Consider the following 20,907-nt stretch of genomic DNA (forward strand, 5'->3'; position numbering starts at 1 on the left):
AAATGATTTAGAAGAGTCCGTATCTGTTCCATCATGGTACTACTATACCAAATTCACGCTCCTATTGTTAGCAAAAACCATAAGACAGTACTTTACCGTTTCTTCCTTGAAACGGCTAACTTTCCTAGACAAAAAGACCAACTCATTTAAAGCCGGTCCAAAAGAAAGTTATTAGATTTACTAACCCTTATCCTAATATGAAAAAACAGATAATCCTCAACTAATTCGTCATCCCATGTAAAACAGCAGGTACGTCTAAGATACTTGCAATACAGACATCGCTTGTCTGTTGCATATTTTCAGGTGCATATTGCCCAAAGCCTTGAAAGACACGGATGGCTCGCATCCCTATCATTTTGGCAGGAATAATATCATTATCTATACGATCCCCGATATAAATCGCCTGTTTAGCTGAAATGCCTGCCTTAGTGAGAGCATATTGAAATATTTCCTTATTTGGCTTTTTCATCCCTACATCGGACGAGGCAATTACTAACTCAAAATATGGGAGTATTTTCCAAGCTTCTAAACGCCCTTCCAGGCCTAAGCCTTGATTGGCAATAATACCTAATTTATAAGTCTTTCTTAATGTTGCCAACATGTCTGCAACACCTGGATAGACCGTTTCAAATGCATGAGACCACATTGGACGTTCCAAATCAAATGGAGCAAAGAAATTCCAAGCACTTGTTATTGGATCAGATCCTTCCTTGGCAAACTCCAACATCTTATCATAAAACTTCTGCTCGTCTACCTCTATACCAGTTTCTTGTAACTGATGTACGCACCGTTTAATAAAATCATGATAAGCTAACTCTTCATCAATCAAGGTCGAACCAATATCAAAAAACAACCACTTCTTTCCCATCTCTACTCCTCTTACAAGAAAACAGCCTAGGTAAAACCGAGACTGTTTCTAAACTATGTTAGATTATTTTTTCAAGTTATAGAATGACTTGATCCCTTTGTACTGAGCAACATCAGCCAATTGGTCTTCGATGCGAAGCAATTGGTTGTATTTCGCGATACGGTCTGTACGTGAGAGTGAACCTGTTTTGATTTGACCAGCATTTGTCGCAACAGCGATGTCAGCGATGGTTGAATCTTCAGTTTCACCTGAGCGGTGAGAAACAACAGCAGTGTAGCCAGCTTCTTTAGCCATTTCAATCGCTTCAAAAGTCTCAGTAAGTGTACCGATTTGGTTAACTTTGATGAGGATTGAGTTAGCAGCACCTTCTTGGATACCACGAGCAAGGTAGTCAGTGTTTGTCACGAAGAAGTCGTCACCAACTAATTGTACACGTTTGCCGAGACGCTCAGTGAGGGCTTTCCAACCATCCCAGTCGTTCTCATCCATACCATCTTCGATGGTGATGATTGGGTACTTGTTAACCAACTCTTCCAAGTAGTCAACCTGCTCAGCAGACGTACGAACGGCACCGCCAGGACCTTCAAATTTAGTGTAGTCGTAAACACCGCGCTCTTTGTCATAGAATTCTGATGACGCACAGTCAAAACCAATCATAATGCCGTTTTCGCCAGCTTCGTAACCAGCAGCTTCGATCGCAGCAAGAATGGTTTCTACACCGTCTTCAGTGCCTTCAAACTTAGGTGCAAAACCACCTTCGTCACCAACAGCTGTTACCAGACCGCGAGACTTAAGGATTTTCTTAAGAGCATGGAAGACTTCAGCACCCCAACGCAAACCTTCTTTGAATGAAGGTGCGCCAACTGGCATGATCATGAACTCTTGGAAAGCGATAGGAGCGTCTGAGTGAGAACCACCGTTGATGATGTTCATCATTGGTGTTGGCAACACTTTAGCGTTGAAACCACCAAGATAGTTGTAAAGTGGTACTTCAAGGTAGTCCGCAGCTGCACGCGCAACAGCGATAGACACACCAAGGATAGCGTTAGCACCAAGTTTACCTTTGTTAGGTGTACCATCAAGAGCAATCATCGCACGGTCGATACCTTGTTGGTCGCGAACGTCAAAACCGATAATCGCTTCAGCGATGACATTGTTCACGTTGTCAACCGCTTTTTGAGTACCAAGACCAAGGTAACGAGACTTATCGCCATCACGAAGTTCAACTGCTTCGTGCTCACCAGTAGAGGCACCTGAAGGTACCATACCGCGTCCGAATGCACCTGATTCTGTATAAACTTCAACTTCAAGAGTTGGGTTACCGCGTGAGTCGAGGACTTCGCGAGCGTAAACATCAGTAATAATTGACATTATTGACTCTCCTTATGAGTTTTAATTTGTTACCTTTTTATCTTATCATAAAATGGCCAGATAATCAAATCAAAATCTTAAAAGTCCGTAAAAAGTTAAAAACGTGTATAATAGTTAGTGATTTCATCATAAGGAGACACCAATGACATTAGACAAAAAAATTCAACAGATGGCAGCAGGCGAACATCGGCTTGACCCTGACCAACAGAGGCACTACCTCGGCACATTTGCTGAACGGGTGGTGCTTTTAGGGACAATAGCTGACGCTCAGCACCCCGTCTTCATCAAAAATCTTGACACCGTTCTGCAAGATTATCACAGAAAATACGCCCACCTTCACCTAAAGCTCTCTGCTCGTCTGGATAACGCTCTTGAAATATCTTACCTAAAAGCTGCTCAAGCAATTGGTATCCAAGCAACAGTTGTTGATGAGGATAAGGCACAGTCGCCTTATGGGTTTGTCCTTCATACAGATAAGGCTGAACAGTTATCAGAAATCGAGGTGCAGGAACTCTATCCCGACTACTTTGTCGATGAGCCTACTCAGCCTACCAAAAAGTCGCTCTGGAAAAAGCTGTTTGGTTAGATGAGATTAGTCACTAAATTCATCACACTAATACCAATTATAGCCATCGTCAAAGCTAAAAATAGTACATTTACTTGCTTATCAGTCAAGCGGCGATGCCCCCATGTCCCAATCAAGCCGCCAGCAATCGCTGCGATAATTAGCATACTAACAAAGCCAAGGCTAACTCCATAGCTCTGCCATTTCCAAACGATTAAGGCAATCTTGGGCAATTGTGCAAAGAAAATCATAGCCAGAGAGTACATGGCGGCTTCTTTGACCGTATACGAAAAGAGTATCACGAGAACAGCGATGTTAAGTGGCCCACCTCCAATGCCTAAGAAAATCGACAACATCCCAATGGCAAGACCTAAGAAAATAATCAACCAAGCATTCTTGACACGATAGGTGGGGAGACTTTCCTTTTTGATGTGATAGCCGGTGGTAAAGAGCAAGACAAGAATAAGAAGTCCTGCTTGCCAGGCTTTGACGGTTTCATTCGGGACACTATTGGTCATCTGATGAAACAGTTGCTCTCCAAAAAAGCCACCACAGACTGAGCCCAAACTTAGACCGACTAAAACCGTTGAATCAACAGTTGGCTTTATACGGAGTTGACGCACCAGCGAACTCAAACACATGGTAAAAACTGCGATTGACGAATAAGCGCCAATGATGACAGCAGAATCATAACCCAGTCTGTCAAAAATTGGCTTAATAATGGCGCCACCCCCAACGCCAGTCACAGCACCGATACAAGTGGCGAAAAATACAACTAAAAGGTAAATCACATAAATCATACTGACCTCCTATCTTGGCAATTAGATTAACTTATGAAAATCACTCTATTAACACGCATAAATCGAGCAAACCTCTCTTTTTAGTCTACACTAAGTTCACACAAGTGGCAAGCCTCTTGACAAAGGCTAAGCCATCTGCTATCATTGACTTCCCTATCAACTAAGTAACGGAGCAAAAATGACAACAGAAATTTGGGATGCTTATCTAGCTGATGGTACCCTTGCTGATTTGAAACTGACCCGAGGAGAGCCCATTCCAGACGGGTATTATCACCTAGTTGTTGAAGCCATGGTTTGCCATGAAGATGGGAGTTTACTTTTTGTCAAACGCGCTGCTAGCCGAGCGAGTTTCCCTAATTATTGGGAATTTTCTTGCGGTGGTTCTGCCCTAGCGGGCGAAATGGCAGAGCAGGCTATTAAGCGAGAAGTCTTAGAAGAAACTGGACTAAGCCTCGATAAACTGTCACTTTACAACACCTATTTTGACGATCGCTACCACTGCTACTTCCATATTTTTCAAGCCATGACGACAAACGATAAAAAGGCAGTTCAATTACAAATCGAAGAAACAGCTGATTACCGCTGGGTGTCACCATCAGAACTGCCCCTTTTCATTGAAAACCACCTCTTAATTCCCAGTCAAAAAGCGGCTATTACTGAACTTTTCTTACACTGAAAATCTGAAAATATGTTCTTCCTCTGTCGACTGCCTGAATCCTTTATACCTTTGATTCATTACCATAGAAGGTTGGCCTTATCGGTCAGCTTTTTTTATTTTTGCGATCAATGAGGAACTTATAGCACAATTAGATTAGAATGCTCAAATAATTGTTCTTTAGTTAACAACCATCACAAGGTTGATTTTTTATTGTGACATGATGTTCATTGCATATAAAAGAGACTGGAAAATTCCAGCCCTTTATTAAAATCTAATCATTTCTCTCGTTTTTTCATACGACGTTACAAACCGTTCTGTCACTCCTGGCTCAACAATTTCCAAAGCATAGGAAATTTCATCGAAGGCTGCACGGTAATCATACTCAACCTCAAAATAATGAAGAGCTGCTTCAAAACTAGCTTGGACATTCTTGTCAAAATTTCTATAGCGGTTTGAATACTGTAGCAGCTGTTCGGTCAAGGTAGCATACTGGACAACGGTATAAGCTGTCTCTTCAAGCTTAGCCATAGCACTATCAGAGGCTTCAGTCAAACGATTGACTGCCTGAATATCGATGCGATGGCGGTCAAGCTCAGCCATGAGCGCTTCCACTTGTGAGCTAGTAGTAAAGAAAATGCTCAGAAATTCTTGTGGCACACCTGGCATATGGCGCTTTTCTATAAAACGTTTAATGATATGAAGACGGTTGATAGATTGCTCCATCAGCTGACGAGCTTCTACTTCTTTTTTATCAATCTCTTTAAGATGAGTCGTCAGAGATAGCTGTTCTTGCTCGATACCTTCTAACCCTTTCACTGCCGTGCTATAACGCGTTTCCAAAGTTGAGAATGGTTCTTCTGGCAACTGACTGTCATCCAAATGCGCCAATGAGCCTTCTTCCAATTTTTCAATCTGACGGCTTAACCCTTTCAGGGTACTGCTATCTGCATCATCCAGAATGTAGTACTGTTGCAAGCGAAGAATTTCTTCTTGTAACTTGCTATGGTTAGTTTTCACATGCTCCAAGTAAGATGGCAAGCGACGGATAAGTCTTTTCACTTCTCGTTGAGCAGCAATCTCTTTCTCGAAGAGTTCATAAAGGCTATCAAGACGTGCTTGGATGTCTTCTATACCTGCCTCTGCTTTGTCTAACTCTAAACCAGCCAAATCATTTTTCCCAGCTGTAATGGCTTCACGAATGGTCTGGAAGCGCTGTTCAATCGGTTGATCTCCAAAATGATAGTTCTCTTCTAAGAGTTTCGCATAACCTGTTTCCAGGTCATCTAGCTGATCTGCTAGTCTATCTTGTAGCTCTTTAGCTAGTCCAGGGACCTTTTCGCTAATTTGACCCAACGCAATGGTGTGCTCTTCAGCACGCTCCAAGATCTCTGCTGCTTCAAGTGGATCCCCTGATGTGTTCAAGGCTACAAATTGAGAAAACTCAGTTTGGATATTTGATAATTGCTTGTTGATTTCAGTAAGAGCAGGACCAAACTCGCTCTCTTTTGAGGAAATGCCTTCCTGCAACTCCTCATACAGGTCAAGTGCATACTTCACACGTGCACTATTTTTTTCTTCCTGCTCTTTGAGAGTTACTAGCCCTTGACGAATATTTGATAATTCCGCCTCCGTCTCTTTAAGCTGTGCATCAATAGCTTCCGCTGATTTTTTTACTTTTAAGAAATGGAAGGTGTCATTAAAAACTTCAGCCTCTTCTATGTCCTCTTCCAACTGCTTAAATGTCTCTGTTGTTAAAATAGCCCATCGTTCCTTCCAAGAATCAAATTCTTCTTGGCTTTGACCAACCAACTGGAGCTGGTTAATCGCTTCGATATCATCAGAGACTGGCTGGGACATCAGCCCTTCTTTTCGTTTATCTAATTCGGCAATAATACCGTCATTTTTCCGTCTAACAAATACACTGACAAGGTAGCCCACGATAGCAATCAAAATGATGGCTACAATCAGTAGTATAATTCCGCTCTGTTTGATAGGCATATATTCTCCTTAGAATATTAATTTTAGTCTATATCATTACGATTATAGCATATTTAAATGGCTTTGACAAAGGGTTTTAGATATCAATCGTTGAGTAAACAGCATTTTCTTCGATAAATTCACGTCGAGGAGCGACGTCATCACCCATCAGCATATCAAAAATGCGGTCTGCTTCAGCGGCATCATCGACAGACACCTGTGCCATCAAACGTTTTTCTGGATTCATCGTCGTTTCCCAGAGCTGGTGATCATCCATTTCCCCCAGACCCTTATAACGCTGAACTGTTGGTTTAGAGCGCCCTTGACTGTATTTGGCAACTGCCTCTCTGAGCCGTTCTTCTTGGTCGGCTCCCGGTTGGATGTACTCCTTAATCTCACTACCAACCTTAACCCCATAAATCGGTGGCTGGGCGATGTAAACATAGCCCGCCTCTAAAACAGGGCGCATAAAACGATAAATCAAGGTCAAGAGCAGGGTTCTGATGTGAGCCCCGTCAACATCGGCATCGGTCATGATAACTAGTTTCTGGTAGCGTGCCTTGGACACATCAAAGTCCGACCCAAACCCTGTTCCCATAGCGGTGAAAATGGTCCGAATTTCCTCGTTGGCAAGGATTTTGTCCATGGTTGCCTTTTCGACGTTGAGGATCTTACCCCGTATCGGCAAAATGGCTTGGAAAGCACGATCACGTCCTGACTTAGCTGAACCACCAGCCGAATCACCCTCCACGATGAAGAGCTCCGTTTGGGTCGGATCGTTAGACGAGCAATCTGCAAGCTTCCCAGGCAGGTTGGAAATTTCAAGCCCTGATTTTTTTCGTGTGACCTCCCGCGCCCGCTTGGCCGCAATCCGCGCCTTGCTAGCGAGGATACCTTTTTCGACGATTTTACGAGCAATCTGTGGGTGTTCTAACAAGAAACGGTTAAAGGCATCGCTAAAGAGACGATTGGTGATCTTAACAACCTCGCTGTTACCAAGTTTGGTCTTGGTTTGCCCCTCAAACTGCGGATGCGGGTGCTTGACTGAAATAACTGCTGTCAGCCCCTCACGGACATCTTCGCCCGTCAGGTTATCATCTTTTTCTTTAAGAATATTATTTTTCTTAGCATAATCATTGATAACACGGGTAAGAGCTGTGCGGAAGCCTTGCTCATGGGTTCCCCCCTCGTGGGTATGGATATTATTAGCAAAGCTGAGCACCGTCTCATGATAACCGGTGGTGTACTGCATCGCAACTTCGACAGAGATACCATCCAGCTCCCCATCGGTATAAATCGGCTCTTCAAAGATATTATCTTTATTTTCATTGATAAAGCTGACATAGCTGGCAATCCCACCCTCGTAATGGAAGCTCTTGGTCTCCTCGTCTTCACCACGTTTGTCGGTAATAGCGATTTTCAAGCCCTTGTTGAGGAAGGCCAGCTCCTGAACACGCTTAGCCAAACGGGCAAAATCATACTCGGTTGTTTCTGTGAAAATCTCAGGATCTGGCGTAAAATGCACCGTCGTCCCCGTGCGGCCAGTCTCACCGATGACCGCCAAATCGGCCACCACATCACCACGGCGGTATTCTTGATAGTAAATCTGGCCGTTCTTATAAACCTTGACATCAAGCTGCGTGGAGAGGGCATTTACAACAGATGACCCAACACCGTGAAGACCACCTGATACCTTATAGCCACCACCGCCAAATTTACCCCCCGCATGGAGTACCGTAAAGACCGTCTCCACCGCAGGACGACCTGTCTTTTCCTGAATGTCGACAGGAATCCCACGACCATCATCAACAACCGTGATGGAATTATCCGGCTCAATAAACACCTCAATCTGACTAGCAAAACCAGCCAAGGCCTCATCGATGGAGTTGTCAACAATCTCCCAGACTAAGTGGTGCAAGCCCTCTTTGGAGGTTGAGCCAATATACATCCCTGGACGCATCCGAACAGCTTCTAAGCCTTCCAAAACCTGAATCTGACTAGCGTCATACTCCTGTGCTAATTGTTCTAAATCTTTCTCTGACATTATTTACACTTTCTTTACCGTTTTTACTCCTAAATAAGAGTAACATTCTGCTATATTATAGCATATTTTAAAGAAAATAACCAGTTTCACAACGTTTTCTTAACAACAAACACCATGGAGAAAAAGGCTTGGGGCAAAGTTAAGCCTTAAAAATTTGTTCATGACATGTCACTCCTAAACCAGAACAAGCCAAATTGCCAGATCCTTAACCCTATCCTCGTCCAATCAGTACCCGCAAAAATAGAGACGTATTATTCGCAGAATATGGTGGCATTTTTATAGGCTTGTTTTGATGAAATCATGCTATAATAGAGAAAACATGCAAAAAACTTAATAAGGATTAGCCATGCAGGAATTAATCAACTTTACCCCAATTGAACGTCAAGATTGGAAAACGCTCCATCAAAAAAGCCATGTTCCCTTAACTGAAGATGAACTCAACGACATCAAAAGCTTCAACGACAGCATCACCATTCAGGAAGTTAGCGAAGTGTATCTCCCGCTTATCAATCTTATTCAGATTTATAAACACACTCAAGATAACCTCAACTTCTCCAAAAGCATGTTCTTACAGGAACTCTTGAGTAGCCGTCCCTTTATCATCGGGATTTCAGGTAGTGTCGCTGTCGGCAAATCAACCACCAGCAGGCTAATCCAGCTGCTTCTCGAACGCACCTATAAAAAAAGTAAGGTTGAGCTCATCACAACGGACGGCTTTCTCTACCCCAACGAGTATCTTATCGCCAATAATATCCTAAACAAAAAAGGCTTCCCTGAGAGTTACGACATGGAACGCTTGCTGAATTTTCTTGATACGGTAAAAAATAATGGCAGAGCGACCATGCCTGTCTATTCTCATGACATCTACGACATCGTGCCTGACCAAGTCCAAACGATTGATGCTCCTGATTTTCTGATTGTTGAAGGCATTAACGTCTTTCAAAACCAGCAAAACAATCGGCTCTACATGAGCGATTACTTTGACTTTTCTATCTACATCGATGCTGATAGCCAAATTATCGAAAACTGGTACCTGGAACGTTTTGAAAAGCACCTAGAGCGTGCCAGAGAAGACACGACCAGCTACTACCACAAGTTTTCTCTCTGGGATAAGGCTGATGCTCAGCAATTTGCCAAAAACATCTGGAAAACCGTCAATCTGGTCAATCTGGAGCACTACATCGAGCCAACCAGAAATCGAGCCGAGCTCATTCTTCATAAAAGCGATAACCATCAAATTGATAAAATTTACTTGAAAAAGTAAACTAGGAGAGTACTGATGTCATTTTTCAACTTATTCAAAAAGCAAAAAGAAACTGAGCTTTTTGCTCATTTCTTGAGAAAATTTCCACCCGGTAAGCAAATTAGCAACATTTCTGCAGAGCAATTAGCAAATTATAACCACCGCTTGCCCCAAGAGTTACAGGATTTTTTGCTACAGCATGGCGAAAGGGAATTAGCTGATGGCTTACTGACCATCATTAACCCCAAAGATTATCAGGGCACCTTAAATGCTTGGCTGGGGCAGGATACTCTAGACCGTATCCCTCTCTTCAAAACGGCCTTTGGTGATTTGATTTATTATCGCCACCTCGATGATACCACCAGCGATATCGCTCTTCTCGACATTCATTATCGACAAACTCCTGTTCTAGCCTATCAGTGGCAAGATTTCTTTAGCCAACTCGCTCTCGAAGACCAGTTTACAACTGACCTCCTCAAGCAACCTCTTTATCAAGAAGCTGTCAAAAGTCTAGGACCATTGGCTCCAAATGAGTGCTATTTCTTTACGCCAGCTTTAGTGTTTGGTGGTTCTGAGCAGGCAGACTACCTAGATAAAGGCGATCTGCTTGTCCACCATCACATCCTGCAAAATGCAGTCTAGTTTGACCTCTTATAAAATTTTTTCTGAAAAAGTAATTTCCACTTGTCAAATGAAAGTTTTTGCTATATAATGGGATAGTTAAGATAAATGGAGGTGAAAACATTGGCAAACATCAAATCAGCTATCAAACGTGCTGAGCTTAACGTTAAACAAAACGCTAAGAACTCATCACAAAAATCTGCGATGCGTACAGCGATTAAAGCATTTGAAGCAAACCCAACTGAAGAGTTGTTCCGCGCTGCTTCTTCTAGCATCGACAAGGCTGAGTCAAAAGGCTTGATCCACAAAAACAAAGCAAGTCGTGATAAAGCACGCCTTGCGTCAAAATTGGCATAATACCAAAACAACAAACCAGTTCCTTCAAAAAAGAACTGGTTTTTTGTTATTGCTGATTTGGACACAACTTATTTAGCGCGGAATCTTGATGGTTAGCTGATAGGTGTGCTGGTCACCATAAAACTCATAACCTTGATAATTGGGTAAATGCCCTAACATGGCATGAACTGGTGAGGTGTCTGATTGTAAGACCGAAAAGGCTGTCTCATAGGCAACTTGATTTCCCATTTGAAAGCTAATCTCCTTGACTGAAGCATCTTTAACGTTTTCTGCGATAAAGTTAGTCAATGCAGTTTCATCATACGTCTCAAAATAGGAACCGTTCAGCACATAATAGTTAAGAGCATTCTCAGCTAGAGCCGGATAGACCAGTGCCTCTCCAACAGGACTGTCAAATCCTGTCCATGCGGTATGGGTTCGCTCAAAAATCTCTCGCGGTGTACAAAGATAGCTGTAATTAATGTGATTAGCATCTTGACCAGCGACAGCTGATTCAAAGGTTGGATCTCCCCAAGTGGTGTCTACAGGGTAATAATCACCATCAATCTCAACAAGGTTCCACGCATGCGGATAATCGTAAGCAACAATATCCCCAGCAACGTAGAGGCAATTTAGCCCTGCTTTTTGACAGAGAAGCTGGAAAGCTCGGCTGTATCCTGCACAAACAGACTCTTGTTCCAGAAAAACAGAACGAGCACTCTGGTCTTGCCAAATCAACGATTCATTGTTTAAGGCTTCTGTATGGTACTGAGTATGTTGGATAACGTATTCGTAAAGGTACTTGACCTTATCGTAATCGCTACCGTCAGGCATCTGCGCAATAACCTCATCTGCTGCTCTTTGCACACGCTGATAAGTTTCTTTGGCATCTTTGGGGTAGATTAGTTGAGAAAAATCAATTTCTGATTGTTCTGATAGCCAATAAAACTCTGGAAAATCGTAGGTCACTGCCAGATAGATGCGTTTCAAATGGTCACTAGACGTCGTTGTAAAGGGTGATTTGGTATCGAATTGCCGCAAAGCTGTGACCAGTCGAATGTAATCTGCCTGTTCTTTTTTGCTTAATTGCTGGTAATAAAAGTTAGCTGCTACCGCAGCTTGCCCCTGCTTAATCACGTCATCATCAGCTGCTTCGGCCTGTTTTGCTTGCTCAGCAATTCCTAAACGAACCAGCTTTTGCTGGTAATGGCGAATTGCCTTGCTCGCTACAGGATAGAGAGACAGAGTTGACAAAGCAAGAGCTGCCAGACCATATCGTATTCTTTTATTCATATAAACTCCTGTGTTTGGTCATTATAGCATGGTTTCAAAAAGAAAGCAAGACGAGCTAGGACATTTGCCCTAGCTCATCTGTTGTAGAGGTAATTTAACTTCAAAAACCGTCCCTTTGGGCTGATTATCTCTAACTTTAATCGTGCCACCTAGGCTATGGACAATCTGTTTGGCCAAAGATAGGCCTAGACCAAAGCCGCCTGTCTGTCTTGTTCTTGCCTTGTCCACTCGGTAAAAACGGTCAAATACCTTAATTTTATCTGACTCTGAGATGCCAACACCATTATCAGCGACTTCAACAAGCAAAGACTTCTCCACCTGACTAACTGTCAAGATGATGTGTCCATCGTCTGTTGTATATTTAACTGCATTATCAAATAGAATAGTCAACAATTGCTTCAGCAGGGTTTTATCTGAGCGAATTGCATGCTCCAGACGGTTGATGCCCTTGAACATTTTGCTATTTTCATCAGCGACTAATTGATAGTTGGTAAAAATCGTATCAAAAAATTCTGGCTGAATTGTCGTTAATTCAGGCGTCAAACCATCATCTCGCCGAGCTAGATTGAGCAAATTAGTCGTTAGCAAGCGCATATTGCGTACCTCATCCAGACTAGCTGCAATACTCTCACTACTTTCCAAGATAGTGGCTTGTGGCTTTCTAAACAGATTCTCTAGGCGATTTTGAAGAACGGTCAAAGGGGTTCTTAGTTCATGGCTGGCATTTTCAACAAATTTTTTCTGTCGCTCAAAACTCTCTAAAATCGGTTTTCTCGTCCGCTGAGCCAGATAAATACTTGCAAAAAGTGACACCACCCAGAAAAATATCATGACACTAATCACAACCCGAACCGTTCGCCTGTTACTGATTTCAAGCTGCTCCGTATTCACCAGAATGCTGGCATAAGCAATCTCGGGGTAATTAAGATTGCCTACTGGAACAGTAATAATTCGATAATACTCTTCTTTCCCCCAATAGGTTAGAATCTTTTCTTGTTCAATAACGTTCAAACGTGAGTCATCTAAAGGAAAGTCATAGGGTTGCGCCATATAGCCCATTTGGTTAATAATTTTTCCTTTTGCATCATAAAGAACAACGTCAATATTTGCTGCAAGGTACCGATTAGGTTTTAGTTTTGGACGCTCATCTTGTGGATTATCTGCCTCTTTTTCATTAAGTATTGCCCAAGTTAACTCTTCCATTGTCGGAAGTGACATCTGAAAATCAACATATTGGTTAATATTGTCCCGCGCTTCGAACAAACTCTTATCCACAGAGCCATAGATACCACTATTTAGGACTTGAATGATAATCATGGTCATCACAAGGAAAATGATGGTGAACACAGAGAAAAACAGTTTGAATGACGATTCATCGTGCTTGGGTTGTTGACCGTACCACTTATTTCGCATCTTTTAACATATACCCCACACTCCTCAAGGTCTGCAAATTATGACCAAAGTCACTATCTTTAAGCTTTTTACGAATTTTAGACACATATACTTCTACAACTGAAATCGTTGTATCGCTATCAAAGCCCCAGATACGGTCAAAAATTTGTGTTTTAGGTAAAATAACATTTTGGTTTTGCATAAAATAAACCAGCAATTCAAATTCTTTGCCGAGCAATTCAACCTCAACACCGTCAACAGTAGTCGTATTGGTTGCCATATCAACAACAACGTTACCGTACTGAAGATTGTTATCTGTCAACTTGCCTGAACGCTTCAAGAGGGCTTGGATACGCATTTTTAACTCTTCTAAATAAAATGGTTTGGTTAAATAGTCATCTGCTCCAAGTTCAAATCCCTTACCTTTGTCATCAAGATCTTCTTTGGCAGTCATGATTAAGACAGGGGTTGTATTTCCCTTAGCACGCAGTTCTTTCAGCACATCAAAACCATTTTTCTCAGGAATCATCACATCGAGCAGAATCAAATCGTAAACCCCACTCTCCGCCTCGTACAGCCCCTCGTCACCATCGAACACCTGCATCACGTCAACAAAATCATCTAAAAAATCAAAAATAGAATTGGACAAATTCAAATCATCTTCAATTAACAATACTTTAATCATCTTCTTGCCTCCTTTATGCTATTATAGCACGGCTAAGCTCTACCGTAAATGCCTAGTTAAGGTAAGATAACAGAATTAACTTAAACTGAGCTAAACTAGGTTACCTCGGGTATAAAGGCAATCTCACCTAATACATTATTGCTCTCACTAAATCTATACACAAAAGCTGGGCCTATTGCCCAGCTTTTAATGTTTATCCTGACTATGGAAGAAATGAGATGTGCACATGGTCATAATGGTTTTCAGTGACACTGCCACGGTCTTCCATTAAGTTCCAAGTATAGGCAGGACCGTACTTGCTCTCATAAGGCGCATAAAAGCGCTGTTTCCAAATGATGTATGAAATCTTTTTCTCTGCCATATGTGAGGCCGCATAGGCTGCAATTTGGTCACCAAGCGCAGCATTATCTGTCACCATAAAATCAAGAGCTAGTCCCTTACCGTGGTCACCGGAATCAGGACGGTAGCCATGCACCCACATGGAACCAAATGCCGATAGGACTTCCTGTTTGTAGGCAACAACATGCGGCTGCAAACCTGCCTCAGAGCCTGTAAATGTCGTGGCTTGAGCAGTTGCGGTAACCGCAGGAGCGACAGTTGTTGCAGGGGTTTCTACGACTTTTTCAACGACCTCTGGAGCAGCTTCAACAGGAGTTGTTGCAACAACAGGTTCTGACACAGCTGGAGCTGGTGCTACTGAAGCTACTGGCTCAGTTGAAGGCGCCGCCCCAACAGGTGCTGGTGCTGTAACGGCAGAATCTGGTGTCTCAACTGCTGTGGTCTCAGGCTGAGCTTCAACCACTTCGACAGCAACTGGAATTTCTGGAGTAACTTCCTCAGTAAGCGTTGCTTCAGCAACTGGTGTTGCTGGAACTGTTTCTTCAATCACCTCAGCCTCAGTTTCTGCTACTTCGGGAATAACTTCGGTAGGTGCTTCTGCTACTGGAGCTGTTACCTCTACTGCTGGCTGTTCAGCAGGAGTTTCACTGGTTGTTACTTCTGCCAAATCCACTACTTGATTATTGATAACTGCTTGGTTGGTTTCTAGATTGATACTGGCTTGTGCAGGCTCTGCTTCTTGTCTTGCTGGCGCTTGAATCTCAAGTGCGGTCACTGCTTGGTTTTCATTGACAGTTGTTGTCAATACAGTCCCAGGGAAAATCAAATCAAGATTACTAATTTGGTTAATGTTCCCCAATAATTCAACATCAACACCCAGTACCTTGGCAATCGTGCTCAGCGTGTCGCCATATTTGATGGTATAACTTGCTTGATGGCCCTGCTGACTTAAATCTGCAGCCACGTCATCTGCTGTACGAGGTGTCCAAACGACATCTTGTGCCTGAACAATCCCTGAAGTCAATAATGTCAGAGCCACACTTGACCCCAAAATCATTTTTTTACGCATGGTTATTTCTCCTTGTTCTTTTGAGACTACCTCCATCATAGCACAAACGACTGCTTTTTCAATAGCCTTAGGGATGATTTAACCAAACTGTATTATTTAAGCACTTTTTTATCAATCATGTTACAAGATGTGTTGCTCGTGTCACAACTGACTTTCTAGCACCATACAGAAGACTAAAATAAACCAATAGCTCTACCGTCTGACAAGACGTCCATGTTAAGGGCTGCTGGTTGTTTCGGCAAGCCTGGCATGGTCAGCACATCACCTGTTAAGGCGACAATAAAACCTGCACCAGTTTTTGGGACAAATTCTCTGATGGTTACCTCAAACTCTTCAGGTGCCCCAAGAAGGGCTGGATTGTCTGAAAAGCTGTATTGCGTTTTTGCCATACAAATTGGTAGGTCTCCCCAACCATTTTTCTCAATATCGGCTAATTGTTGCTTTGCAGTGTGGGTCAAGGTCACAGACTTGGCACGGTAGATTGTTTTAGCAACTTTTTCGACCTTGGTCAATAACTGATCAGAAGCAGCATAGAGACGTTGGTAACTTGCCTTATCCTCTTTTAGGACTTCAACTAAGGTTTCAGCTAGAGCTACGCCACCAGCAGCGCCATTTTTCCAACTACTAGACAGCTCGACTGGCACATCAATAGTAGCACATAACTCTTTGAGTTTAGCAATTTCGGCAGGTGTATCCGTCACAAATTCGTTGATGGCAACCACCGCAGGAATACCAAATGTTCTAATGTTTTCCACATGCCGCGCTAAATTAGCAAAACCTGCTTCTATTGCCTTGACATTCTCATCAGTTAACTGATCTTTGGCAACACCGCCGTGCATCTTGAGTGCTCGTAAGGTTGCGACAATGACCACTGCACTTGGTTGCACAGGTAATTGTGGTGTCTTGATGTTCAGGAATTTCTCTGCACCCAAATCAGCACCAAAACCAGCTTCTGTTACCACCACATCTGCTAGTCGTAAAGCGGTGCTTGTTGCTAAAACAGAGTTACAGCCATGAGCAATATTAGCAAATGGTCCGCCATGAACAAAAGCTGGTGTGCCATAAATGGTTTGTACCAGATTAGGTTTAATCGCATCTTTGAGCAAGAGAGCTAAAGCACCCTCAACCTGCAGGTCTCGGACATAGACAGGTGATTTATCGTAGCGATAAGCGACCACAATATTGCTCAACCGCTCTTTAAGATTGTCTAAATCGGTCGCCAAGCACAGGATAGCCATGATTTCACTGGCTACCGTGATGTCAAAGCCGTCCTCACGAGGTACACCATTGACAGGACTCCCTAGCCCAACAATCACCTGACGAAGCGCACGGTCATTGAGGTCAACAACACGTTTCCAGATGATACGACGTGGGTCAATACCTAATTCGTTCCCCTGCTGGAGATGATTATCAATCAAGGCAGCCAAGGCGTTGTTGGCTGTTGTAATAGCGTGCATGTCCCCAGTGAAATGCAGATTGATGTCCTCCATAGGCAGAACCTGTGCATAACCTCCGCCAGCTGCACCACCCTTGACCCCCATAACTGGACCAAGAGATGGCTCGCGCAAGGCAATCATCGTTTTCTGTCCTATTTTATTCAGTGCATCAGCCAAACCGATAGTCATGGTTGACTTACCTTCACCAGCTGGAGTTGGATTGATTGCTGTCACCAGCACTAATTTCCCCAAAGGCTGACTAGACAGCTGGTCTATTTTTTCAAAAGAAAGTTTGGCTTTATATTTCCCATAAAGCTCCAAGTCATCCAGCAAAATCCCAAAAGGCCTCACAATATCTACAATAGGCTGAAGAACTGCTGCCTGAGCAATCTCAATATCTGTTGTCATGGTCTAGTCTCCTTACTACATTTGCTTAAGTATAACAAAAAAAGATAAAAAACGCATTATTTTTTATCTTTTTTTAAAGATATGTCAATTAAACCGAACATTTTTAGTGATTGTTCGATTCATAAGATAAAGTGTTAATTGCTTCTACCGCACCTCTGCACCGAGTGTATTGGTCAGAGAGCTAGTAATTTTATCCATAAATGTCGCGACTTCCTCGTCCGTCAGGCTGGCTTCTGGGTTTTGGAAGGTCAGGTTGTAGGCCATGGACTTGGTGCCTGCTGGCAACTTGTCCCCTTCGTAGATGTCAAAGAGTTTGATGGCTGTCAGGCGTTTGACCTTAGCTGCTGCGATGGCTTCCAGCACCGCTTGGTGGCTAGTGGCTTTTGGCAAGAGCAGAGCGATGTCACGGCTAACAGCTGGGAACTTGCTGATGTCTGTAAAGATAGCCGCTTCTGGCAGGGCAGCCTCAATCGCTGTCAGGTTGAGCTCAGCCACATAGGTCTCAGGAATATCATAGGCCTTAGCTGTCTGCGGGTGCACCTGACCGATAAAGCCGATACTGGTGCCATCTGCCAGCTGAATCGCTGCTGTTCGACCTGGGTGCAGGCTAGCCAGGTCTGCCATTGGCACATAAGTCACCTCAAGTCCTAGCTTTGCAAAGAGCATCTCTAAGATCCCCTTGGCATAGTAGAAATCGACTGGCACAGCTGGGGTCTGGAAGTCTTTATCTGCCACCAGTCCTGTCAGAGCAAGAGCAAAACTGTTGATTTCAGTCGGCAGGTCTTCCTGTGGGTTGCCAGTCTGGGCAAAGGTCTTGCCGATTTCATAGAGGGCAAGGTTCTTGTTCTTGCGGTTAACGTTGTAGGCGACGATGTCCAGCATACCAGAGACCATGTTTTGACGCAGGACAGAACGGTCAACCGTCATCGGCCACATGAGTTCTGTCTGGGCAGTTGGCGCTGGGGTAAAGGCTGTCGCCTTTTCTGGCGTGGTCAGGGCATAAGAGATCACCTCAGTCAAGCCTGCTCCCTCTGCCAAGGTCCGCACCTGACGACGGAGGCGCTGAGTCATCGTCAACTCGCCTGCTGTCCCACCTGTCTCAGGCAGGGTAGTTGGGAGCTTATCATAACCGTAGATACGGGCAATCTCCTCGACCAAATCCGCCTGAATGCTGATGTCCCAACGGCGTTTTGGCACACTGACCGTAAAGCTGTCGGCTGAGCCTTCTAAGCCAAAGCCCAATTGAGCAAAGATGTTTTCGATGTCAGCATAGGTCAAGGCTGTCCCCAAACGGCTATTGACATGGGCTAGGGAGCTGGTCACGGCAACTGGTGCAGTGTCCAAGTCACCAGCGGTCACACGACCCGCTGTCGGCTGACCACCTGCCAGCTCTTGCAAAAGAGCTGCTGCCATATCCAAAGCTTCTGAAACCGTCGCCACATTGACACCTTTTTCAAAACGCGAAGAGCTTTCCGAACGTAGATTGAGACGACCAGAGGTCTTACGGATAGACTTGCCGTTGAAGACAGCGGCTTCCAAGACCACATTTTTAGAGGTCTCATCAATCTCGGTTGACTGACCTCCCATAACGCCACCTAAAGCGACAGCCTTATCAGCAACAGAAATCACGATGTCTTCAGCCGTCAACTCACGCTCCACGCCGTCCAGGGTCACCAGCTGCTCGCCAGGACTAGCCTGGCGGGCCACAATATCACGATCCTCAAACTTATCCAAGTCAAAGGCGTGCATGGGCTGGCCAAAGTAGAGCAGGATGTAGTTGGTCACGTCCACAACGTTGTTAATTGGGCGGATACCGGCATTCATGAGAAGGTTTTGCAACCATTGCGGACTTGGGGCAATGGTCACATTCTCTACCACCCGAGCCTGATAGCTGAGCACCTTGTCGGTCTCGATAGCCACCGAAAGCTTGTCGGCAGTCTGAACTTGGCTTTCGCTCAGCGATTTTTCCGAAAAATGCACCGACTTACCGTAAATCGCCGCCACCTCATGGGCAACGCCACGCATGGAAAGGGCATCGGCACGGTTAGGGGTGATGGAGAGCTCGATGATGGCATCGTCCATGCTCAGATAAGGAAAGACGGAGCTACCAACCTCAGCCTCCTCTGGCAAAATCTGAATACCATCGGCGAACTCCTTGGGCACCACGCTGTCGGAAACGCCCAACTCCCCCAGAGAGCAAATCATGCCGAGAGACTCCAGCCCACGGATTTTGCTCTTTTTAATCTTATAATTATTGGCAATCCGAGCCCCTGGCAGAGCCACCATGACTTTGATGCCTGCACGGACATTAGGCGCTCCGCAGACAATTTGGCGGGGCTCACCGTCACCAGTGTCCACCTGACAGAGGTGGAGATGGGTGTCAGGCACATCCTCGCAAGAGAGGACATGACCGACCACGATATTGGACAGGCCATCAGCAGGCGTGGTGACGCCCTCTACTTCGATACCTGTCGTTGACATTTTTTCGGCTAATTCAGCGACTGGGACATCAATGTCGACCAGCTCTTTTAGCCACTTGTAAGATACTAACATGGAATCTTCTTTCTTTGATTTTTTGTTTTTTGACAGTTCCTTTAGGTGGTGAGGGCGTCGTGAACTAAGTCTGTGATAGGCTACATCAACCACTTTGTCAACGCCGTTGCCAAAGGTTTCTTAGCCTATCATCAGACTGGATTTCACCGACTCATTTCCAAGCCAAAGTCTCGGAAATGCCCGCACGACACCACAGCGGCAACTGTCTGAATGGCGAGCTAACGCTCGCTTTTTTTGCTGAGCAATAAGCGTATTTTCTGCAACAGGCTCGCTTCGCTCGTTTGTTATTCTTGATTTGGAACGGGATACACCACTTCAAATTCTTCACAGACAATGTTTGACTGACCGTTGAAGACAAGTCCTGCTTCTTCGTAATAAGGTTTGAAAAAGTCTTCATGGACTTGTCGCCAGTAGGCTAGACTGCGGTCGCCCTCGCCTTCTTTGTAGGCATGATCAGCGGTAACCTCATCAAAGGGCGTAACATAGACCTTGGTCACTTTGATCACACAGACAGCATGGCCTTGACCGTCTAAGACAACATCATAGCTGCCTGCTTCTGGCAGAGGGTCATTATCTAGAGCATAAAGGTCATAGCCTGAAGCGGTAGCGGTTTTGGTACCGTCTAGGGCTAACTGAGCGAGTTCATCTGGCAAAACGCCGAAGGCCCAAGCCTCATAGTCATCTCCTGCTTGAGGGTTAACTGTCTTATATTCTTTCCATAACTGTTCTGGGGTCATTTGGTAATCCTCCGTTTCATCAGCCAGTCGGTATCAATCTTGTCTCCGACAGGAAATCGGTGCTCTGAAAATTTTTCAAAACCATATCGCTCATAAAAAGCCTGCGCCTTGTGGTTGTGCTCCCACACCCCCAGCCAGACCCAGTCCTGTCCAGACTGGTCGGCCTGCTCCAAGGCAAAATTGAACAAGACCTGTCCCAACCCCTGACCTTGATAGGCCTTGAGCAGGTAAATCCGTTGAATCTCAAAGCCCTTGTCGAGTTCTTGCTCGGTCTGGGCACTGCCCCAGTTGAGTTTGAGGTAGCCAGCCCAGTTCCCATCGACAGTCAGGACATAGGTTGCAAACTGAGGATGCCGAAGCTCTGAACGTAGTTGCTCCTCACTATAAGCTGTGGCAAAATAAGCCTCCAGTTCTGCTGGGCTATTGTCCTGACCAAAGGTCTCCGCAAAGGTCGCCTGACAGAGGGTCTGAAGCGCCTGCCACTGGTCAGGGCTCACGCGACTAATGGTCAT

The 20,907-nt window shown here is 44.4% G+C and carries 18 protein-coding genes; 5 read left to right on the forward strand and 13 right to left on the reverse strand.

What is annotated here, in order from left to right:
* Positions 1–220 precede the first annotated feature (220 nt).
* Both A3GW_RS0106985 and eno read right to left on the reverse strand, forming a co-directional pair.
* Complete coding sequence (locus A3GW_RS0106985) at positions 221–868, reverse strand: HAD family hydrolase (protein ID WP_018368569.1); 648 nt, start codon at positions 866–868, stop codon at positions 221–223.
* 63 nt (positions 869–931) lie between these two features.
* Entirely contained in the window at positions 932–2,239 is a 1,308-nt protein-coding gene (gene eno / locus A3GW_RS0106990; protein ID WP_018368570.1) for a surface-displayed alpha-enolase, read from the reverse strand.
* A gap of 142 nt (positions 2,240–2,381) precedes the next feature.
* Between eno and A3GW_RS0106995 the strand changes: the two genes are divergently transcribed.
* Complete coding sequence (locus tag A3GW_RS0106995) at positions 2,382–2,825, forward strand: DUF1694 domain-containing protein (RefSeq protein WP_018368571.1); 444 nt, start codon at positions 2,382–2,384, stop codon at positions 2,823–2,825.
* Here A3GW_RS0106995 and A3GW_RS0107000 read toward each other — a convergent pair.
* Positions 2,822–3,604 carry a sulfite exporter TauE/SafE family protein gene (locus tag A3GW_RS0107000; RefSeq protein ID WP_018368572.1) on the reverse strand — a complete coding sequence of 261 codons (783 nt, stop codon included), beginning with the start codon at positions 3,602–3,604 and terminating at the stop codon, positions 2,822–2,824. The genes A3GW_RS0106995 and A3GW_RS0107000 overlap by 4 nt on opposite strands.
* A gap of 178 nt (positions 3,605–3,782) precedes the next feature.
* On the opposite strand from A3GW_RS0107000, the gene A3GW_RS0107005 reads away from it, so the two are divergent.
* Complete coding sequence (locus A3GW_RS0107005) at positions 3,783–4,280, forward strand: NUDIX hydrolase (RefSeq protein WP_018368573.1); 498 nt, start codon at positions 3,783–3,785, stop codon at positions 4,278–4,280.
* Between the two features lie 246 nt (positions 4,281–4,526).
* Here A3GW_RS0107005 and A3GW_RS0107010 read toward each other — a convergent pair whose 3' ends face one another.
* Together A3GW_RS0107010 and gyrB are read right to left on the reverse strand one after the other, a co-directional pair.
* Positions 4,527–6,260, reverse strand: a complete 1,734-nt coding sequence (locus A3GW_RS0107010) for a septation ring formation regulator EzrA (RefSeq protein WP_018368574.1) — start codon at positions 6,258–6,260, stop codon at positions 4,527–4,529.
* A 76-nt stretch (positions 6,261–6,336) separates the two neighbouring features.
* The gene (gene gyrB / locus A3GW_RS0107015) at positions 6,337–8,283 is read right to left on the reverse strand and encodes a DNA topoisomerase (ATP-hydrolyzing) subunit B (protein ID WP_018368575.1); all 1,947 of its coding nucleotides are present in this window, start codon (positions 8,281–8,283) and stop codon (positions 6,337–6,339) included.
* A gap of 346 nt (positions 8,284–8,629) precedes the next feature.
* Between gyrB and coaA the strand changes: the two genes are divergently transcribed.
* The 3 genes from coaA to rpsT all read left to right on the forward strand — a co-directional run bounded on the left by coaA (position 8,630) and on the right by rpsT (position 10,504).
* Positions 8,630–9,547 (forward strand): type I pantothenate kinase, encoded by a 918-nt coding sequence (coaA, locus tag A3GW_RS0107020; protein WP_018368576.1) that lies wholly within the window; start codon positions 8,630–8,632, stop codon positions 9,545–9,547.
* Between the two features lie 15 nt (positions 9,548–9,562).
* On the forward strand, positions 9,563–10,168 hold the full coding sequence (locus A3GW_RS0107025; RefSeq protein WP_018368577.1) for a T6SS immunity protein Tdi1 domain-containing protein: 606 nt from the start codon (positions 9,563–9,565) through the stop codon (positions 10,166–10,168).
* An 87-nt stretch (positions 10,169–10,255) separates the two neighbouring features.
* Positions 10,256–10,504 (forward strand): 30S ribosomal protein S20, encoded by a 249-nt coding sequence (gene rpsT, locus A3GW_RS0107030; RefSeq protein ID WP_018368578.1) that lies wholly within the window; start codon positions 10,256–10,258, stop codon positions 10,502–10,504.
* A gap of 72 nt (positions 10,505–10,576) precedes the next feature.
* Here the strand turns inward: rpsT and A3GW_RS11250 are convergent, their stop codons facing one another.
* The 8 genes from A3GW_RS11250 to A3GW_RS0107070 all read right to left on the reverse strand — a co-directional run bounded on the left by A3GW_RS11250 (position 10,577) and on the right by A3GW_RS0107070 (position 20,907).
* Positions 10,577–11,776, reverse strand: coding sequence for a transglutaminase domain-containing protein (locus A3GW_RS11250; RefSeq protein WP_018368579.1), 1,200 nt, complete (start codon positions 11,774–11,776; stop codon positions 10,577–10,579).
* A 69-nt stretch (positions 11,777–11,845) separates the two neighbouring features.
* The gene (locus tag A3GW_RS0107040; RefSeq protein ID WP_018368580.1) at positions 11,846–13,189 is read right to left on the reverse strand and encodes a sensor histidine kinase; all 1,344 of its coding nucleotides are present in this window, start codon (positions 13,187–13,189) and stop codon (positions 11,846–11,848) included.
* Positions 13,179–13,853: a response regulator transcription factor gene (locus A3GW_RS0107045; protein WP_018368581.1), complete on the reverse strand. Its 675-nt coding sequence runs from the start codon at positions 13,851–13,853 to the stop codon at positions 13,179–13,181. Before A3GW_RS0107045 ends, A3GW_RS0107040 begins: the two co-directional genes overlap by 11 nt.
* A 202-nt stretch (positions 13,854–14,055) precedes the next feature.
* Complete coding sequence (locus A3GW_RS0107050; protein WP_018368582.1) at positions 14,056–15,261, reverse strand: LysM peptidoglycan-binding domain-containing protein; 1,206 nt, start codon at positions 15,259–15,261, stop codon at positions 14,056–14,058.
* A 173-nt stretch (positions 15,262–15,434) separates the two neighbouring features.
* Complete coding sequence (locus tag A3GW_RS0107055; RefSeq protein WP_018368583.1) at positions 15,435–17,105, reverse strand: formate--tetrahydrofolate ligase; 1,671 nt, start codon at positions 17,103–17,105, stop codon at positions 15,435–15,437.
* Between the two features lie 144 nt (positions 17,106–17,249).
* Positions 17,250–19,658 (reverse strand): phenylalanine--tRNA ligase subunit beta, encoded by a 2,409-nt coding sequence (gene pheT / locus A3GW_RS0107060; protein WP_018368584.1) that lies wholly within the window; start codon positions 19,656–19,658, stop codon positions 17,250–17,252.
* Between the two features lie 284 nt (positions 19,659–19,942).
* The gene (locus A3GW_RS0107065) at positions 19,943–20,395 is read right to left on the reverse strand and encodes an ASCH domain-containing protein (RefSeq protein WP_018368585.1); all 453 of its coding nucleotides are present in this window, start codon (positions 20,393–20,395) and stop codon (positions 19,943–19,945) included.
* Positions 20,392–20,907 (reverse strand): GNAT family N-acetyltransferase, encoded by a 516-nt coding sequence (locus A3GW_RS0107070; protein ID WP_018368586.1) that lies wholly within the window; start codon positions 20,905–20,907, stop codon positions 20,392–20,394. Before A3GW_RS0107070 ends, A3GW_RS0107065 begins: the two co-directional genes overlap by 4 nt.

It is taken from the genome of Streptococcus entericus DSM 14446, from assembly GCF_000380025.1.
GTDB classification, from domain to species: Bacteria; Bacillota; Bacilli; order Lactobacillales; family Streptococcaceae; genus Streptococcus; species Streptococcus entericus.

Excerpts from the sequence above, each read along its gene's own strand:
- A3GW_RS0106985 (WP_018368569.1), bottom strand. The coding sequence starts at position 868 with ATGGGAAAGAAGTGGTTGTTTTTTGATATTGGTTCGACCTTGATTGAT.
- eno (WP_018368570.1), bottom strand. The coding sequence starts at position 2,239 with ATGTCAATTATTACTGATGTTTACGCTCGCGAAGTCCTCGACTCACGC.
- A3GW_RS0106995 (WP_018368571.1), top strand. The coding sequence starts at position 2,382 with ATGACATTAGACAAAAAAATTCAACAGATGGCAGCAGGCGAACATCGG.
- A3GW_RS0107000 (WP_018368572.1), bottom strand. The coding sequence starts at position 3,604 with ATGATTTATGTGATTTACCTTTTAGTTGTATTTTTCGCCACTTGTATC.
- A3GW_RS0107005 (WP_018368573.1), top strand. The coding sequence starts at position 3,783 with ATGACAACAGAAATTTGGGATGCTTATCTAGCTGATGGTACCCTTGCT.
- A3GW_RS0107010 (WP_018368574.1), bottom strand. The coding sequence starts at position 6,260 with ATGCCTATCAAACAGAGCGGAATTATACTACTGATTGTAGCCATCATT.
- gyrB (WP_018368575.1), bottom strand. The coding sequence starts at position 8,283 with ATGTCAGAGAAAGATTTAGAACAATTAGCACAGGAGTATGACGCTAGT.
- coaA (WP_018368576.1), top strand. The coding sequence starts at position 8,630 with ATGCAGGAATTAATCAACTTTACCCCAATTGAACGTCAAGATTGGAAA.
- A3GW_RS0107025 (WP_018368577.1), top strand. The coding sequence starts at position 9,563 with ATGTCATTTTTCAACTTATTCAAAAAGCAAAAAGAAACTGAGCTTTTT.
- rpsT (WP_018368578.1), top strand. The coding sequence starts at position 10,256 with ATGGAGGTGAAAACATTGGCAAACATCAAATCAGCTATCAAACGTGCT.
- A3GW_RS11250 (WP_018368579.1), bottom strand. The coding sequence starts at position 11,776 with ATGAATAAAAGAATACGATATGGTCTGGCAGCTCTTGCTTTGTCAACT.
- A3GW_RS0107040 (WP_018368580.1), bottom strand. The coding sequence starts at position 13,189 with ATGCGAAATAAGTGGTACGGTCAACAACCCAAGCACGATGAATCGTCA.
- A3GW_RS0107045 (WP_018368581.1), bottom strand. The coding sequence starts at position 13,853 with ATGATTAAAGTATTGTTAATTGAAGATGATTTGAATTTGTCCAATTCT.
- A3GW_RS0107050 (WP_018368582.1), bottom strand. The coding sequence starts at position 15,261 with ATGCGTAAAAAAATGATTTTGGGGTCAAGTGTGGCTCTGACATTATTG.
- A3GW_RS0107055 (WP_018368583.1), bottom strand. The coding sequence starts at position 17,105 with ATGACAACAGATATTGAGATTGCTCAGGCAGCAGTTCTTCAGCCTATT.
- pheT (WP_018368584.1), bottom strand. The coding sequence starts at position 19,658 with ATGTTAGTATCTTACAAGTGGCTAAAAGAGCTGGTCGACATTGATGTC.
- A3GW_RS0107065 (WP_018368585.1), bottom strand. The coding sequence starts at position 20,395 with ATGACCCCAGAACAGTTATGGAAAGAATATAAGACAGTTAACCCTCAA.
- A3GW_RS0107070 (WP_018368586.1), bottom strand. The coding sequence starts at position 20,907 with ATGACCATTAGTCGCGTGAGCCCTGACCAGTGGCAGGCGCTTCAGACC.